13 protein-coding genes, 1 tRNA gene and 1 other RNA gene are annotated in these 16,034 nt (G+C 65.7%); 6 read left to right on the top strand and 9 right to left on the bottom strand.

Annotated elements, in window-relative coordinates; translation table 11 throughout:
• Positions 1 to 36: 36 nt before the first annotated feature.
• The 3 genes from H7J73_RS07975 to H7J73_RS07965 form a co-directional block, all read right to left on the bottom strand.
• Complete coding sequence (locus H7J73_RS07975; protein ID WP_264066787.1) at positions 37 to 945, bottom strand: sterol desaturase family protein; 909 nt, start codon at positions 943 to 945, stop codon at positions 37 to 39.
• A gap of 73 nt (positions 946 to 1,018) precedes the next feature.
• Positions 1,019 to 1,789 (bottom strand): helix-turn-helix domain-containing protein, encoded by a 771-nt coding sequence (locus tag H7J73_RS07970; protein WP_264066786.1) that lies wholly within the window; start codon positions 1,787 to 1,789, stop codon positions 1,019 to 1,021.
• 102 nt (positions 1,790 to 1,891) lie between these two features.
• Positions 1,892 to 3,727 carry a CocE/NonD family hydrolase gene (locus H7J73_RS07965; protein WP_435405456.1) on the bottom strand — a complete coding sequence of 612 codons (1,836 nt, stop codon included), beginning with the start codon at positions 3,725 to 3,727 and terminating at the stop codon, positions 1,892 to 1,894.
• A gap of 142 nt (positions 3,728 to 3,869) precedes the next feature.
• On the opposite strand from H7J73_RS07965, the gene H7J73_RS07960 reads away from it, so the two are divergent.
• Both H7J73_RS07960 and yaaA read left to right on the top strand, forming a co-directional pair.
• The gene (locus H7J73_RS07960) at positions 3,870 to 5,324 is read left to right on the top strand and encodes an aldehyde dehydrogenase family protein (RefSeq protein ID WP_264066785.1); all 1,455 of its coding nucleotides are present in this window, start codon (positions 3,870 to 3,872) and stop codon (positions 5,322 to 5,324) included.
• Between the two features lie 36 nt (positions 5,325 to 5,360).
• The gene (gene yaaA, locus H7J73_RS07955; protein ID WP_264066784.1) at positions 5,361 to 6,107 is read left to right on the top strand and encodes a peroxide stress protein YaaA; all 747 of its coding nucleotides are present in this window, start codon (positions 5,361 to 5,363) and stop codon (positions 6,105 to 6,107) included.
• 9 nt (positions 6,108 to 6,116) lie between these two features.
• Here yaaA and H7J73_RS07950 read toward each other — a convergent pair whose 3' ends face one another.
• The 4 genes from H7J73_RS07950 to H7J73_RS07935 all read right to left on the bottom strand — a co-directional run bounded on the left by H7J73_RS07950 (position 6,117) and on the right by H7J73_RS07935 (position 9,291).
• Positions 6,117 to 7,163 (bottom strand): S1C family serine protease, encoded by a 1,047-nt coding sequence (locus H7J73_RS07950; RefSeq protein WP_264066783.1) that lies wholly within the window; start codon positions 7,161 to 7,163, stop codon positions 6,117 to 6,119.
• A 72-nt stretch (positions 7,164 to 7,235) separates the two neighbouring features.
• A complete protein-coding gene (locus H7J73_RS07945) occupies positions 7,236 to 8,309 on the bottom strand; it encodes an NAD(P)H-dependent amine dehydrogenase family protein (RefSeq protein WP_264066782.1) in 1,074 nt (357 codons plus the stop codon).
• A 54-nt stretch (positions 8,310 to 8,363) separates the two neighbouring features.
• Entirely contained in the window at positions 8,364 to 9,122 is a 759-nt protein-coding gene (gene lucA / locus H7J73_RS07940; RefSeq protein ID WP_264066781.1) for a lipid uptake coordinator LucA, read from the bottom strand.
• An 84-nt stretch (positions 9,123 to 9,206) separates the two neighbouring features.
• Positions 9,207 to 9,291: transfer RNA gene (locus H7J73_RS07935), tRNA-Ser, on the bottom strand.
• An 80-nt stretch (positions 9,292 to 9,371) separates the two neighbouring features.
• Between H7J73_RS07935 and ffs the strand changes: the two genes are divergently transcribed.
• The 4 genes from ffs (at position 9,372) to H7J73_RS07915 (ending at position 13,274) form a co-directional block, all read left to right on the top strand.
• An RNA gene (gene ffs, locus H7J73_RS07930) (signal recognition particle sRNA small type) lies at positions 9,372 to 9,466 on the top strand.
• A 41-nt stretch (positions 9,467 to 9,507) separates the two neighbouring features.
• Positions 9,508 to 10,797 (top strand): aspartate aminotransferase type Ic, encoded by a 1,290-nt coding sequence (locus H7J73_RS07925; RefSeq protein ID WP_264066780.1) that lies wholly within the window; start codon positions 9,508 to 9,510, stop codon positions 10,795 to 10,797.
• Positions 10,798 to 10,871: 74 nt separating this feature from the next.
• A complete protein-coding gene (locus H7J73_RS07920; RefSeq protein ID WP_264066779.1) occupies positions 10,872 to 11,261 on the top strand; it encodes a DUF2784 domain-containing protein in 390 nt (129 codons plus the stop codon).
• A gap of 81 nt (positions 11,262 to 11,342) precedes the next feature.
• Positions 11,343 to 13,274: a DNA polymerase III subunits gamma/tau gene (locus tag H7J73_RS07915; protein ID WP_264066778.1), complete on the top strand. Its 1,932-nt coding sequence runs from the start codon at positions 11,343 to 11,345 to the stop codon at positions 13,272 to 13,274.
• 7 nt (positions 13,275 to 13,281) lie between these two features.
• On the opposite strand, the gene H7J73_RS07910 is transcribed toward H7J73_RS07915, so the two are convergent.
• Together H7J73_RS07910 and H7J73_RS07905 are read right to left on the bottom strand one after the other, a co-directional pair.
• Positions 13,282 to 14,598, bottom strand: coding sequence for a class I SAM-dependent methyltransferase (locus tag H7J73_RS07910; RefSeq protein WP_264066777.1), 1,317 nt, complete (start codon positions 14,596 to 14,598; stop codon positions 13,282 to 13,284).
• The gene (locus tag H7J73_RS07905; protein ID WP_264066776.1) at positions 14,595 to 15,983 is read right to left on the bottom strand and encodes an FAD-binding oxidoreductase; all 1,389 of its coding nucleotides are present in this window, start codon (positions 15,981 to 15,983) and stop codon (positions 14,595 to 14,597) included. Before H7J73_RS07905 ends, H7J73_RS07910 begins: the two co-directional genes overlap by 4 nt.
• Positions 15,984 to 16,034: the final 51 nt, after the last annotated feature.

Below are 16,034 nucleotides of genomic sequence, written 5' to 3'. Positions count from 1 at the left end.
CGGTGATCCGGGTCTCAGACTCGGGCGCCGATGTCGTCATGGCGTGGATTCCGTTCGGCGTGAAGACATGTCGGCGTCGGTGTCGACAAAATGGCACGCGCCGCGAGCGGTGAACGGTTCGACGAGTTGTCGGAAATACGCTGTCGGGTAGTGGGGCTTAGCGGCCATGCCGAGATCGTCGGTAGTGAATCCGCGTTGCGGATCATACGAATACGTTCGGTAGAGATGGTCCCAGACCAGGGTGAACAGCCCGAAGTTGACGTCACCGACACCCGCCCACTTGAGATGGTGAAACCGGTGACCTTCATTGAGGGCCAGTACTGATCGAAGAGTTCCGACGCGGTAGTCGACGTTGGCATGCTGGAGGAGCAGCTGCACGGCAACACAGACCGCGAGTACCGAGGCCACTTGCACGGGGATCCCCATGATGACCAGCGGTAGAACCCCGCCGATCATCTCAACCGTCTGATGCAGCGGATGCTTCATCAGGCCATTGAGGCCGTAAAACCGGCGAATGCTGTGGTGCACGGCGTGCAATCGCCACATCCAGCCGACCTTGTGGCTGGCCAGGTGGATGGTGGTGATGCCGAAATCGGCAACCAGCACCGCCAGGAACACCTGTACGACGAAGGGCAGCGAGGAAGGCCACCAGTGATGGGAAGGCGCAATCGCGGCCAGGAGGGGAATGACGGCGACACTGGCCAGGATGAAGGTTTCATTGACGACAGCGTGGGCGGCGTCACGGCCCGCATCGTCGAGCCCGGTATTCCATTCGTCGCGGTAGGGCAAGATTCGCTCGGCCGCGAACGAGCAGGCGACTGCTGTGATGATGAGGCTGATCAGCCAAAGTTCTGACGCGCCATGGGCGGCCAAATAGACGGCGGCGCCGTTGATCCCGATCAGCATGAACGGCACATAGCCGTACCGGATTACGTTCTTCACCATGCCGACCACAGTGGCGCACGCCGGCGCTTCGTGGCTTGTACAGATTCGTCGTCTTCGTCAGATTGCGGGCGGTCTAGGCCCACACCAGGTTGCGGCTCGCTTGACTAGGCGACAGGCCGAACATCTCGTGGCAGACCCGGTTGGCGTGGGCGCTGTCAGTGAAACCGGCCGCGTGGGCGGCATCAGTCAGCGACAGACCCCGCTGCAACGCTTCGACGGCCAACCGTAGCCGTACCCATCGCACATAGGTGGGAAAAGATTCCCCCACCTGCTCGTTGAACAGGCGACTCAGTCGACTCGGCGAGAGCGCGACTGCGCTGGCGATCGTGGACAGATCGACACGTTCTGGAAGAAGCGCCGGCACCAGCTCGACAGCTGCGCGCACGCTGGGATGCCAAGCCGTGCAACCGAATCCATCGTCTTGATGCTGATTATCGACGATCCGCTCAAGAATCAACGCCGGGTCAGGGGTCGATGATTCTGCCCAACTGAGCGCCTGCCCCGCCGCAGCCCACCCACTCGCGTCGTCGGTATAGCGGACGAGCTTTGCCACTTCAGACACGATCGGAGCTGCAGGGTCGACGAAGACGAGCGCGCCGCTGACGATTGGCTCGACGATGCGGATGGAATGGTCGCACCCGGACGGAATGATCGCGGCCGACGTCACCACCTGGTTGTTGCGCCCATCGGTCAGCTCGAAGCTACCCGCCCAAGCGCGCACGATTTGCGTCGCCACGTGATGATGACCGCGGGCATCTGACAGCGCTCCGACGTAGCACAAGGCGCCATCGGCGACTGCCAGCACGCCTGACCACGGAGCGGCTCCGATCTTCTCAGCCTCCATCTCCACAAGGTCTCACAGTTGACACGCCAACCGCAGCCCGCCCGCCTCGGCGGCCCGCAACCAACGTCATGTCCCGCAACACCTAGCCCTCCTGGTCCACGCTTAGCCCGTCGGGATCACCGGCAACGTGATCGACGACGGGTGCGCGCTGTCGTGCAGGATCGCTTGTGTCGCAACGGCAGTCGCGGTGCTCTGCCCGAAGGGTTCGCCGGTGTTCGGGTTCGGGGCGAACTGTGGGTAGTCGCTGCTGGAGATCTCGACGCGGATCCGGTCGCCCTTGGCGAACTCGTAACTCGTCGGCCACACGGCGATCGTGTACTTGTACGGCACGCCCGGTGTGATGGGTGTCGGCGCCGACAGCGAGTCGCGGAACGACGCGCGGATGATCCCGTTGTTGAGGTTCACACTCTGGCCATCGGGTTTCACCACGTCGAGCTTGGCGGTGAAATCGGTGTCGGGAGCCGATGACGTCGCCCACAGCGTCACCGTCGTCGGCCCGGTGATCTCGGTATCGGCCGCCATCGGGTCGCTGCTGTAGACGAGCACATCCGAACGCTGCTGCACCGGACTCTGGTCGTAAGGTCCCTGCGGGCCGGACTGTGGGCCGCAGCAGGAATGGCCGCCGAGGCTCGGGGCTGGATAGTTCGGGTCGTAGGTGTAGCTGTCGGGTGGCTGATCGCCGGGCGCGGCCGGTGTGAGCGCGCCTTGTCGCGCGGCCTTGTCGCCGGCGCCCGAGAGGTAGTAGGTGGTCCATTTCGTCTGTGGCAGTGGCCAGGACGACGCAGTCTTCCAGGTGTCGGCGCCCATCAGGAAGTAGTCCACGCGCGGCTTGCCCGCCACATCCGACGGCTTGCCTTTCAGGAAGTGGTCGAACCAGTCGAGCATCAGGTCGTTGATCGGGCTGTTGGCCACTGCCCCGATCTCTTTGAGCATCGGGGCGGGTGAATCGTCTGGCCGGCCCCAGTCGACGTGGTCCCATGGACCGATCACAAGTCGCTGGTTGTCACGCGCCTCCTGGGTGCCACCGTGGGCGGCCATCCCGGCGAAGTTCTCCACGCCGCCGGCCAGGAACGCGTCGTACCAGCCCTCGAAGTCGAGGACGGGCACGCCAATATCGGGGTAGTGGTCGCGGATGCTCCAGCGGGTCCAGTAGTCATCACGCGCCGAGTGGCGAATCCAATCGAAGTACCACGGCGCGACGTCGGGGCTGGCCGGTTGCATCGGCGGCAGGTCCTTGAACGGACGGTAGTCCATCCACCGTGTCGGGTCGGCGGTGGCGGCGGCCAGTTCCGCGACGGTTGCCGTGTCGCCGCGGTTCTCCGCGGCCGTCGTGGCGATCGACGCCATCGCCCACGGCTGGACGAACGCCAGCCGGAACTCGCCACCCTCATACGTCCAGCCGTCGTAGTAGTCGGACGCGGTGTTGGCGGGCACGATCGTCGTCAGATGCGGTGGCTTGGTGGTCGCTGCCAACCATTGCGTGGCCCCGACATACGACGACCCGTACATGCCGACCTTGCCGTTGGAGCCGGGCAGTGCCGCCGCCCACTCGACGCTGTCGTAGCCGTCATCCTGATCGTGGGCGAATTCGGTGAAGCTGCCGCCGGACGCGCCTTGGCCCCGAATATCTTGTACCACAACGAGATAACACTGCGAAGCGAACCAGTCCGGCGTTTGATAGCGGCCCGCCGCCTGCGCTTCGGTCTTGCCGTACTGGGTCCGCATCAGGATGACGGGGACGGGATCGTTCGTCCGCGGCCGGTACACGTCGGCGCGCAGGACGGTCCCGTCGCGCATTGTCGCGGGAGCGTCGTCCTGTTTGGTCACCTCGCATGGGCCGCGGTTGTGGGCCGGTGGCCAGTGGCCCACCGCGGTCGGCTCCGATGTGTGCCCGCCACAGGCCGCGACCAGCAGCGCCGTCGCGGCGATGGCGATGATTCGTTGCGCCCGCACAGGGGTGAGGTTATGCGCTGTGGCTGGCAGTCGATCGGTCGGACCTTGACTGGGGTGATGCGCAAATGCTAAGCAAGTGCTCAGCATTTGCGCATCGGGCGCCGGCGCCTTCGGAAGGGGTCCCACAATGACGCTGCAGGCGGTTTTAGACGACATCCAAAAACGTCCCGGCACGGGCGACGTGATCCCGATCATCGATCCGGTTTCCGAGGAACAGATCACCGAGTTCACCGATTGCGGTGCCGAGGGGGTCGATGAGGCGGTCGCCCGCGCGAAGGCGTCGTTCGAAGCGGAGGGCTGGTCCGGACTGCCCGGAACCGAACGAGCCAAGATCCTCTGGCGTATCGCGGATTTGATCGACGAACACGCGGCTGACTTCGCGGAGATCGACTCTGCCAACACCGGCATGATGAAGATGCAGGCGGAGTTGGTGGTACCCACCTGCGCGGAGTTCTTCCGCTATTACGCCGGGTGGTGCACCAAGATCAACGGCACTGCGTACAACGTGCGGTCCACCGGCATCGCCTCGGCCGGTTACGTCGACCAACACGCCTACACCCTCAAAGAGCCCTACGGTGTCGTCGGGCTGATCTTCCCGTGGAACGGTCCGATCTTCAATGCCTGCGCCAAGATCGCGCCCGCGCTCGCCGCAGGCTGTAGCAGTGTGGTGAAACCCGCTGAAGAGACGCCACTTTCGGCACTGCTGCTGAACACGCTGATCCACCAGGCCGGCGTACCCGAAGGCGTGGTGAACCTGATCACCGGCTACGGGCACACCGCGGGCGCGGCCATCAGTGCGCATCCCGACGTCGAGAAGGTTGCGTTCACCGGCTCGACCGAGGTCGGCAAGATGATCGTGGCCGCCTCAACGGGCAACCTCAAGAAGGTCATGCTCGAGCTCGGCGGTAAGTCACCGGTACTGATCTTCGACGATGCCGACCTGGACAAGGCGATCTTCGGGGCGGCGATGGGCATCTTCGTGCACTCCGGGCAGGGTTGCGTGTGCGGTTCGCGGATCTTCGTCCAGCGCGGGGTCTACGACCAGGTGGTGCAGGGGATCGCCGGCGTCGCGGACATGATGAAGTTCGGCGGCCCCGCCGAAGAGGGAGTCATGAGTGGACCGCTGATCAGCGCCAAACAGCTCAGCCGGGTAATGGGATTCATCGACGAGGGCAAGCGGGACGGCGTCGAGGTGGTGACCGGTGGATACCGGCTGGACCGCAAGGGTTACTTCGTCCATCCCACGGTGCTCACGAACGTCGATCCCAGTATGCGGTTGTACCAGCAGGAGATCTTCGGGCCGGTCGTATCGATCCTGCCGTTCGATGACGAAGACGAAGCCGTGGCAATGGCCAACGACACCACCTACGGGCTGGCGGCTACGGCCTGGACCACGGACGTCGGTCGCGCGCACCGGATCGTCAAACGCTTGCAAGCAGGCAGCGTGCAGATCAATTGCCAACTTGTGTTCGACCACGACGTGCCGTTCGGCGGCTACAAACAGTCCGGTTGGGGCCAGGAGTTCGGCAAAGACGGCCTGGAGGCCTACCTGAAGCAGAAGTCGGTCTGGGCTCAGCTCTGATACTGGGTCCAGCGGGCATCGGATAACCTGCCCGCTGTGCTTGTGCTGCTGCCACCCTCGGAGACCAAACGCGACGGCGGAGACGGACCACCGCTACAGCTGGATTCGTTGAGCTTCCCGTCGCTGACGCCGCTGCGCGAAGCTTTGATCGACGAGGTCGTCGCTCTGGCGGCGGACGTTCCGGCGAGTCGGCGGGCGCTGAAGATCGCCGCCACCCTGGACGGCGAGATCGAACGGAACGCGGCGCTGCGAACCGCGCCGACGCTGCCCGCGATCCACCGCTACACCGGAGTGCTGTACGACGCACTGGACTTCGGCTCGCTGAAGGGCGCCGCTGCTGAGCGGGCGCGTTCCCGGCTGGCCGTCGGATCGGCTTTGTTCGGACTGGTTCGTGCCGACGACGCCGTCCCCGCCTATCGACTCTCGGCAGGCTCATCGCTGCCGTCGGGTGGCACGTTGGCCGCCCGCTGGCAGCCGCTGCTGGAACCCGAACTGCGGCGGTTGGCCGCCGAGGAGCTGATCGTCGATCTCCGGTCCGGTTCCTACGTGTCGCTCGGCCGGCTACCGGACGCGGTCCGGGTCGACGTCGTCAACGAGGCCGCTGACGGAAAGCGAACAGTGGTAAGCCATTTCAACAAATCGCACAAGGGCCGACTGGCGCGCGTGCTGGCGGGCACCAAGGCTGAGCTCACCGATGCCGCGGGCGTCACCACCATCGCGCGACGGGCCGGGTTTCAGGTGGAGCGGCGCGGCAACGACCTGACGATCGTGCTCAGCAGCTGACCCGAATGCCTAGGTGACGGGGCCGCTGCCGAGGGTCACTTTGGCTTCGCGGGCCTGGTCCGAGCGGTCGAGCCAGGTCAGATCGATGACATTGCCCGGGTATCGCTGATCGAGGACCTCGGTCAGTGCGTTCGCCGAATTGATCGGAGTGCCGTCGATGGCGGTGATGATGTCGCCGGGCGCCACACCGGCCTGGTCGGCGGGGCCGCCGCGCAGGATCGTCCGGACCGGCAGCCCCGGTCCGTTGTTGCCGCCCGGTCCAGCGTTGATGCCGATGCCCAAAATGGCGGACGGGCCGATGTGCACGGTCGGCGACGGCGCACCTGAGCGAATCTGGTCGACGATGCCGAGCGCCTTGTTGATCGGGATCGCGAAACCTTCGCCACCCGGCGTGCTTTTGCCCATCTTGAAGTTCAGTGTGGCGGCGGCGTTGAGCCCGACCACCTGGCCGGCGCCGTTGACCAGCGCGCCGCCGGAGTCGCCGGAGCGCAGATTGGTCGATGATTCGATCAGGTCGCCGAGTTGGTGCGAGCTGCCGGTCAGTTCGTCGTGCGCGTCGATGCTGCGTCCGAGCTGGGTCACCGCGCCCTGTTCGTGGGTGAGTGGTGCGCCGGTGCCGTTGGCATTGCCGATGGTCAGGACGGGATCGCCGATCGCGACCGAGGCCGAATCGCCGAGCGGTGCCGTCGGCAGGCCCGAGGCGCCCCGCAGCTGCAGCAGCGCGATGTCGTCGTCGCGGTCATAGCCGACCACGTCGGCGTCGAAGGTCTGGCCGGTGGCGATGCTGAGCACCTTGATCGAGTTCGCGCCCTGCACGACGTGGTGATTCGTCAGGATCTGGCCGTCCGGGGTCAGGATGAGACCGGTGCCGTTGCCGATTACGCCCTGATAGTCGACGGTCGTCGTGATCTGGACCATCCCGGGCTCCACCGCGGACACCAGGGCGGAGTCGTCGACGGGCGCGGCTGCCGCCGAACCGATGGGGGCGATCAGCGCGAACAGGGCCGTCACCGATGCCAGAGCGGCCCAACGCATCAGTCGTGTCAACGCGGTCATGCCCTGCCTCTCGGCGATCCGGGGTGGATCGTTACCACTACATATTGCCCGGTGGCCGCGAAATCAACCTGTCTAGGCGGGTACCACACCTCTGGGCAGGATCAGCGGCAGATCGGTGTAGGTGACGATGCCCGGCGCCGCTGCGACGACGGCCGGGATGGCGTTCAGCGGCGGCGTCGCGGTCATGATGTGGCCCAACACCATGAACTCTTCCAGCGTGGTGGCCTCGAAATACGGCGGCGGCAGGAAGCCCACCTTCATCGTCACCGTCGGGCGCCCGGCCACCTCGATGACCCAACCGTCCTGCTCGATCGGCCAATCCGGTTCCAGTGTCTGGCCCTTCTTCCACAGGACCGAGAGCTCGACCCTGGTGACGCCCGCCACGATGCCCTTCCAACTGGCATGCACGCCGGCCACCCCGCCTGCGGGGATGGTCCACGAGCCCAGGTCGAGGTCCTCGGTGGTCTGCGCGTACTCAGCGTCGCAGCGGACCTCGTCGAGTTCGATACCCAGCGCGTCGCCGATCATCCGGACCGCCTCGCCGAAGACTCCAGTGCCGTGTGCGGTCATCGCCTGCAGATCGGGATGGTCGATGGGCTGACCGAAGCCGACCGGCTTCTCGGTGTCGGGTGAGTCGTAGAACGTGGTGTCGGCAGCTTCGTTGACGGTGATCTTGTCGACGCGGTCGCAGATGCCCGCCGCCACGATGGCCAGCTGATTCACGTAACCCGGGCTGATCCCCGAGCCGAACATCGTCGAGCCGCCCCGCGCACACGCGTCGGCGATCTTGTCGCGGCCGTCACCCTGGTTGTGGCCGGTGATGAAGGACGCCGTGGCGACGACGTTGACGCCGGCCTCGAGGATGCGGACGAGTTCGTCGACGTCGATCCACATCGGGTTGTAGACCACGACATCGGGCTTGAGTGCGAGCAGCGCGGTTACGTCGTTGCTGGCGGTGACGCCGAGCGGCTCGATCCCGCACAACTCACCCACGTCCTTGCCGGCCTTATCGCTTGACCAGGCATAACAGCCCACGAGCTCCAGTCGGGGATTGGCGGCGATGGCCTGCACAGAGCTCTTGCCGACGTTGCCGGTGGTCCACTGCACCACTCGATACGAAGAGTTGTTGCGCGAATTGTTGAGCACTCGCACAGCATAGGGTCGGCCGATGGATCGGCGGGCCTGAATGATTGACGATTTTCAGTCGTCGGAGACGGCCACCGTGCCTGATCCGGCGGAGCCGCGACGGCGGTTGGCGTTCACTGCGCGGGACTTACCCAGCGGACGTCGATTACGCAGACCGGCCGGGGACTTCTCGTCGGAGTCGGCCTCGATGGCGTCCACCGTCTCGTCTGCTGGGGACTCGGTGACTTCGGTGTCGGACGGCTGGGTGCTGTCGGCGGCCGCGGTGTCGTCCACTGTCGAATCGCCAACGTGTGTTGACGCTTTCTCGCGGGACGCCTCGTCTTTTTGGAGGTCCTTTTGAAGGTCCTTCTTCGAATCCTTTTTCGCCTTGAGCGGTTTCGGCGGCGGTGGCGGCAGCTCCGCGGCGAAGGCCAGGTAGAACGCGAGCGCGCCCAGGACGGCGATGGCGGCGGCACCCCCGTACACGCCGAACAGCCACTGGCCGTAGGTATCGAGGTTGAGCCAGATCTCGGCGATCGCGGTACCGACGATGAGTACGGCGGCCACCACGTGGGCCACGATCGACCACACCCGCAGCGACAGGGCCAGCTGCGGTGTCCCGAACTCGGGCCTGCGGGTCCTGATGAGAGTGAAGACCGCCGGAAGCGCGGTCAAGCCGATGATTGCGCCGGTGACGATGCGCATCGCCGTGCCGAGCCCGTGCGAAACGTCGCCCATCATCTCCCACCACCGAGGGAGCACGAAAGCGAAGTACAGCACAGCGGCGAGGAGGAAGGACAAGCCATGCCACGACATCGCGAGACCGCGCCGCATACCCCTCCTTGGGTTGGTGTGCCCGGGGTGTCAACCGTGTGCCGGAACAGCTACACGCACGATCGACACCCCGGGAACTGAGCGCGGAGGATAGGGGATTTGAACCCCTGAGGGCGTTAACCCAACCCGCGTTCCAGGCGAGCGCCATAGGCCACTAGGCGAATCCTCCGTCGGCAATGGTAGCGGAGGCCACTGGGTGCCCCGTCACGGCTGCGGTGCAGGGCCCCCGGTTCGGCGTATTAGACTCGCCGTGGACCCCGCGCGGCGTCTATCCTGTGAACTCCCCCAGGGCCGGAAGGCAGCAAGGGTCAATGGGCTCTGGCGGGTGCGCGGGGTCCCCTGTTTTTTGGTTCCTACCTACCGTCTTCACGGTGAAAGGCCTCCGGTGTCGTTCCTATCCCTCGGCCTTGAGGAACTGCGGGCCGAACACGAACAGCAGCAGCACAACTATGCCGAGCTGCAGGCCAAGAAGCTGACGCTGGATCTGACCCGCGGCAAGCCGTCGCCTGAACAGCTCGATCTGGCCAACGCACTTCTCGAGTTGCCCGGCCGTGACGACTACCGCGACGGTGACGGCACCGACACCCGCAACTACGGCGGCCAGCACGGACTGCCCGAGCTGCGGGCGATCTTCGGCGAATTACTGGGCATCCCGGTGCCGAATCTGATCGCCGGTAACAACGCCAGCCTCGAGATGATGCACGACATCGTGGTGTTCTCGATGCTGCACGGCGGGGTCGACTCGCCGCGGCCGTGGATCCAGGAGCTTCACGAGGGCAGCGGCATCAAGTTTCTATGCCCGTCGCCGGGGTACGACCGGCATTTCGCCATCACCGAGACCATGGGAATCGAGATGATTCCCGTGCCGATGCTCGAAGACGGCCCCGACGTCGACCTGATCGAAGAGCTCGTCGCCGTCGATCCGACCATCAAGGGCATGTGGGCCGTCCCGGTGTTTTCTAATCCCACCGGCGCGGTCTACTCGTGGGAGAACACCCGGCGGCTGGTCCAGATGCAAACGGCGGCAAAGGATTTCCGGATCTTCTGGGATAACGCCTATCCGGTGCACACGCTGACCCACGATTTCCTACGGCAGATCGACGTGCTCGGTCTGGCTGCCAAGGCCGGCAACCCCAACCGGCCGTACGTCTTCTCGTCGACATCGAAGATCACCTTCGCCGGCGCCGGCGTCAGCTTCTTCGGGGGCTCGCTGGGCAATGTCGCCTGGTATCTGCAGTACGCCGGGAAGAAGTCGATCGGTCCGGACAAGGTCAATCAGTTGCGGCACCTGAAATTCTTCGGTGACGCCGACGGCGTTCGTCTGCAGATGCAGCGCCACCAGCAGTTGTTGGCCCCGAAGTTCGCACTGGTCGCGGAGATTCTCGAAGACCGCCTCGGCGAGTCCAAGATCGCCTCGTGGACCGATCCCAAGGGCGGATATTTCGTCAGCCTCGACGTGTTGCCCAAGACGGCCCGGCGCACCATCGCGTTGGCGAAGAATGCGGGTATCGCCGTCACCGAGGCGGGCGCGGCTTTCCCGTACCGAAAGGATCCGGAAGACAAGAACATCCGGATCGCACCGTCGTTCCCGTCGCTGCCGGATCTGGCGGCGGCGATCGACGGCCTGGCCACCTGTGCGCTGCTGGCGGCCACCGAGTCGATGCTCCAAGACTAGAACCGGAATAGTTCGGCCCGCAGTCTCGCTATTCTTCGTGATGTAAATCAGTAGCTCCGCGGAGATGCAGAGATATGAAGATTGCTTGCGCCGTCCTCGTCGTCCTCACCGTGGCGGTCCACTTTGCCTTCATCGCCTACATGGTGACGGGTGGATTCCTGGCCCTGAAGTGGCCGAAGACCATCTGGATGCACATTCCCGCGGTGATCTGGGGGATCGCGATCGAGCTGATCGACTTCGTCTGCCCGCTGACCGCCCTGGAGCGCCGGGCCCGGCCCCGAGCGGGGATGGGGCCGATGCCGGCCGACGGGTTCATCGACCACTATCTGACCGGGGTGGTGTACCCGGCGAGCTGGGCCAATCTGGTCCTCGTGCTGGCTCTGCTGACCGTCGTGACGTCCTGGGTGTTGTTCGCGCGGTCACGGCGGCGGCAGACGATCTCGGCCGGGCGCGCCAGGTCCTGATTGTCTGGCTCCTCCGCATCACTCGTGCCTCGTTCTGCATCGTCGTCTCGACTAGTCACCGCGGGTAGGTAGCCTTCTCCCGTGGCTCTCTACCGCAAGTATCGACCGGCAACCTTCGCCGAAGTGGTGGGGCAGGAACATGTCACCGCACCGCTGTCCATCGCGTTGGAGGCGGGCCGGATCAACCACGCGTACCTGTTCTCCGGCCCGCGTGGGTGCGGCAAGACGTCCTCGGCCCGCATTCTGGCCCGCTCGCTGAACTGTGAGAAGGGTCCGACGGCCACCCCGTGCGGGGTCTGCGACTCCTGCGTGGCGCTGGCCCCCAACGGCGGCGGGAGCGTCGACGTCACCGAACTCGACGCGGCCAGCCACGGCGGGGTCGACGACACCAGAGAGCTGCGTGACAGGGCGTTCTATGCGCCCGCGCAGTCGCGGTACCGCATCTTCATCATCGACGAAGCGCACATGGTGACCACCGCGGGTTTCAACGCTCTACTCAAGATCGTCGAGGAGCCGCCGGAGCACCTCATCTTCGTATTCGCCACCACCGAACCGGAGAAGGTGTTGCCGACCATCCGGTCGCGTACCCACCACTACCCGTTCCGGCTGCTCGCGCCGCGCACCATGCGCACGCTGATCGAGAAGATCTGCGCTTCCGAAAGTGTCGACGTCGACGACGCGGTGTACCCGCTGGTGATCCGGGCCGGTGCGGGTTCACCACGCGACACGCTCTCGGTTCTGGACCAGCTGCTGGCCGGGGCGGACGGCAACCACGTGGCGTATCAGCGGGCGCTGTCGCTTCTCGGTGCCACCGATATCGCGCTGATCGACGATGCGGTCGAGTCGTTGGCAGCCGGTGATGCTGCGGCGCTGTTCGGCGCCGTCGAGTCGGTGATCGACGCCGGCCACGACCCCCGTCGGTTCGCCACCGATCTGTTGGAGCGGTTCCGGGATCTCATTGTGCTGCAAGCAGTTCCGGATGCCGCGGCGCGCGGTGTGGTGGAGGCGCCCGAAGACGAACTGGACAAGATGCGCTCGCAGGCCGACCGGATCGGGACCGCGACCTTGACTCGTTTTGCCGAGGTCGTGCATGCCGGGCTCGGCGAGATGCGCGGCGCCACCGCACCCCGGCTGCTGCTGGAAGTGGTGTGCGCCCGGCTGCTGCTGCCGTCGGCCAGCGATACCGAGGCGGCGTTGCTGCAGCGGGTCGAGCGGATCGAGACGCGGCTGGATATGTCGATCCCCACCGATCGGTCCGCGGGCTCCGCTGCGCCGGTGGCCGCGGGTAAGCAGTTCGTCCGCAAGACCGTCGCCCAGGCTGCACCGCCCGTCGCACCCGCGGTGCCCGTCGAGCCCAAACCGGTGGTGGTGCCTACGGTCGTTGAGCCGGAACCAGAGCCCGAGCCTGAAGTGCCCCCGGCGCCCGAGCCAACCCCGGCGCCCGAGCCAACCCCGCCGCCCGAGCCAGCCCCGGTGACCCCGCCGCCCCCGCCGGAGCCGCCCTCCGCACCGGAACCCGAGCCGTCGGTACCGCCCGCCCCGCAACCGTCACCGGTCGCGGGTGAGCCGGATGCGGCCGCCGTCCGCAGCATGTGGACGACGGTGCGCGAGAAGGTTCGTCAGCGCAGCCGAACCACCGAGGTGATGCTCTCGGGTGCCACCGTGCGAGCGGTCGACGGCGACACGCTGGTGTTGAGCCACGAGTCTGCTCCGCTGGCCAGGCGACTCTCTGAACAACGCAACGCCGACGTGATCCGCGAAGCGCTCAAGGACGCCCTCGGCGTGGCCTGGCGTGTGCGCTGCGAGACCGGGGCGCCAGAGCCGGCACCGGTGGCCGCGGCAGCGCCGGCGGCCGTGCCGGTGGTGGATGCCCGTGCGGTCGTGCGCGCCGAAGAAGAGAGCATGCTGGCTGAGGCGGCCGAGCCGGGGGATGCCGGCCCGCGCCGAGATCCCGAGGAAGTGGCGCTCGAACTGCTGCAGGCCGAATTGGGCGCTCGCAAGATCGAGGGTTAGCGCGCAGCTAGGCGTTCCACCACGGTCGCAACGGCAGCTCGCCGTTGCCGCCGTTGGCATCGAGCTTGACTGCCAGGATCTGGTGCAGCTGAACGACATTCGTCTCGAAACCGAGCCGCGAGCCAGCCATGTACAGTCCCCACACCTTGGCCGTGGGCAGTCCGACCTCTTCGACCGCCTCGTCCCAGTGCTCGACGAGGTTGCGGCACCAGTCCCGCAACGTCATTGCGTAGTGATGCCGCAGGTTCTCCTCGTGCACCACCTCGAACCCGACGTCCTGGGCTTCGGTGATGATCCGCCCGGATCCGGTGAGCTCGCCATCGGGGAAGACGTAGCGGTCGATGAACCCGCCGGCGGCGGCCCCGGTCCGGTTGTCGTGGCGGGTGATGGTGTGGTTGAGCAGCAGGCCGCCGATGCGCAGCTTCGACTGCAGGAACCTGAAATACGCCGGGTAATTCCCCACGCCGATGTGTTCGGTGAGGCCGATCGAGGAGACGGCGTCGAACTGCGTCTCCCGGACGTCGCGGTAGTCACTGTGGCGGATCTCGGCGAATTCGCCCAAACCCTGGTCGATGATGGCCTGCCGGCCCCAGGCGGCTTGCTCGGCGGACAGTGTGACGCCGATGGTCTTGACACCGTGCTTGGCGGCGTAGCGCACCATGCCGCCCCAGCCGCAGCCGACGTCGAGCAACCGGTCGCCCGCCTTGAGTCGCAGCTTCTCGAACACCAGCCGGTACTTGTTCTCCTGGGCCTCCTCCAGTGAGGCATCGGCCGTCGGATAGCACGCGCAGGTGTAGGTCATCGACGGCCCGAGCACCCACTCGTAGAAGGTGTTCGACACGTCGTAGTGGTGATGTATCGCCTCGGCATCGCGGGTCTTGCTGTGCCGCAGGCCTTCTGCCATCCGGCGCCAGCGGGGGAGGGCTTCCTGCGGCGGCGGGGCGATCGGCAGCAGATGCTCGAAGCCGATCGAGCGGACGACATTGGCGAGGACCCGCGCCGGTGGACGCTTGAACTGCAGCTTCTCCGTGAGCGCCTTGAGTAGCTCGTACGGGTCGCCGGGAGGGACACCGCGCATCTCCAGCCCGCCCGACACGTAGGCCCGCGCCATGCCGAGGTCGCCGGGAGCGGTCGCCAGGTACGTCGTCGCCTGGGGCGTCAACAGATCCAGCCCCAGCGGCGCGTCATCCGGGCCTGCGGTGCTTCCGTCGTAGGCGGTGAACTTCAGTGGCAGCTGTCCACCCTCGGCGAAGATCTGCAGGATTTCGGCCAGGGAGAGCTTTCCCGTCGCCGAGTTTGCCGTGTTCTCTTTGAATGTCGTCATCGTCGTTGCACCGCCTTCGAGTAGAGATCGAGCAGCCGTGAATCGGGATCGTAGGCCTTTTTGACCGTCTTGTATGTTTCTCCGCCGTAGAGCTCGTCGAACTCTTCGTGTGAGTAATAAGCATCCGAGTACAGCGACTTATGCCCGTCGAGATCGCTGACCTTGCGTTCGATCAGCCGGTTGGTATAGCCCTCCTCGGGGCCCACCGGTACCGAAGACCAGAAGCCTACGTTGACGTAGGTGTGGCCGGCGCGGATGGGATACAGCGGCCAGGCGCCTGCTCCCTGACGGTCCCGCAGCTTCAACGGGCACAGCCAGATCGGCTCGATCGGGACCTCGTCGAGGAACCATTGCAGAAACTCCGCGGTCCGTTCGATGGGCAGCTCGACATCCTGTACGACACGCTCGCGCGGCGGTCGGCCGTGGCGTTTCTCGATGCGGTCGGCGATGTCGAAGCGCTGGTCGTAGCCGATCAGCTTCCAGTAGAAGCTGCTGCGGCGCAGGCGGCGCGGCCAGAACCGGCGGATGGTCGGATTCTGCGCGCCGAAGGCCCGCGAACACCAGAACCAGTCGGTATCCCAGCGCCACAGGTAATCGTGAATCGTCAGGCGGTCGTCCTTCTCACCGGTGCTGTGTTGGATCGACCGGTAGTAGATGTCCTTGCCGGTGTAATCGCTGACGGGTCCGGGAGTCGCCGTCTGCACACCCAGGCACAGGTAGGACTCGTCGGCGCTGAACACCACCCCGTCGAGGTAGTCGATGCGTACACCTTCGTAGCCACCGGTTTCGACGATCCGGTCCATCGCGGAGATCAGCTCGGTCAACGAGTGGAAGCGCACGTGCTTGACCGCGACGAACGGGCGCACCGGCTCGAGCTCGATCCGCAAACGAACTGAATAGCCAAGCGTGCCATAAGAATTCGGGAAACTTCGAAACAGGTCGGGGTGCTGGTCCGCCGAAGCGGTGATGACTTCGCCGGTGCCGGTCAAGATGTCGAGCTCCAGGACGGACTCGTGGGGCAGGCCGTTGCGGAATGACGCCGATTCGATGCCGAGGCCGGTCACGGCGCCGCCGAGGGTGATGGTCTTGAGCTGCGGAACCACCAGCGGGGACAACCCGTAGGGCAGCGTCGCCGCCACCAGATCTTCGTAGGTGCACATGCCGGCGACGTCGGCGGTGCGCGCGTGCGGATCGACGGAGATCACGCCCGTCAGACCGGACACGTCCAGGCCGGGGGCGTCACTCTTGGCCCTGGTCCGGAACAGGTTCGAGGTGGGTTTGGCGAGGCGGACCGTAGCCTTCGGTGGGATGACGCGATAGCTAGCGAGTAGTCGCTCGACGCCAGCGGCGTGAGCTGCCAGTGCGTCAGTTGCGGGAACAGACACGCATATACGCTAGTCCGAGGCAGCAGCCGATGCGACCGCACGGCTGCAGAA

This window comes from Mycolicibacterium komossense (assembly GCF_025822605.1).
Classification (GTDB): Bacteria; Actinomycetota; Actinomycetes; order Mycobacteriales; family Mycobacteriaceae; genus Mycobacterium; species Mycobacterium komossense.
This window is presented reverse-complemented; position numbering and strand designations above follow the sequence as displayed.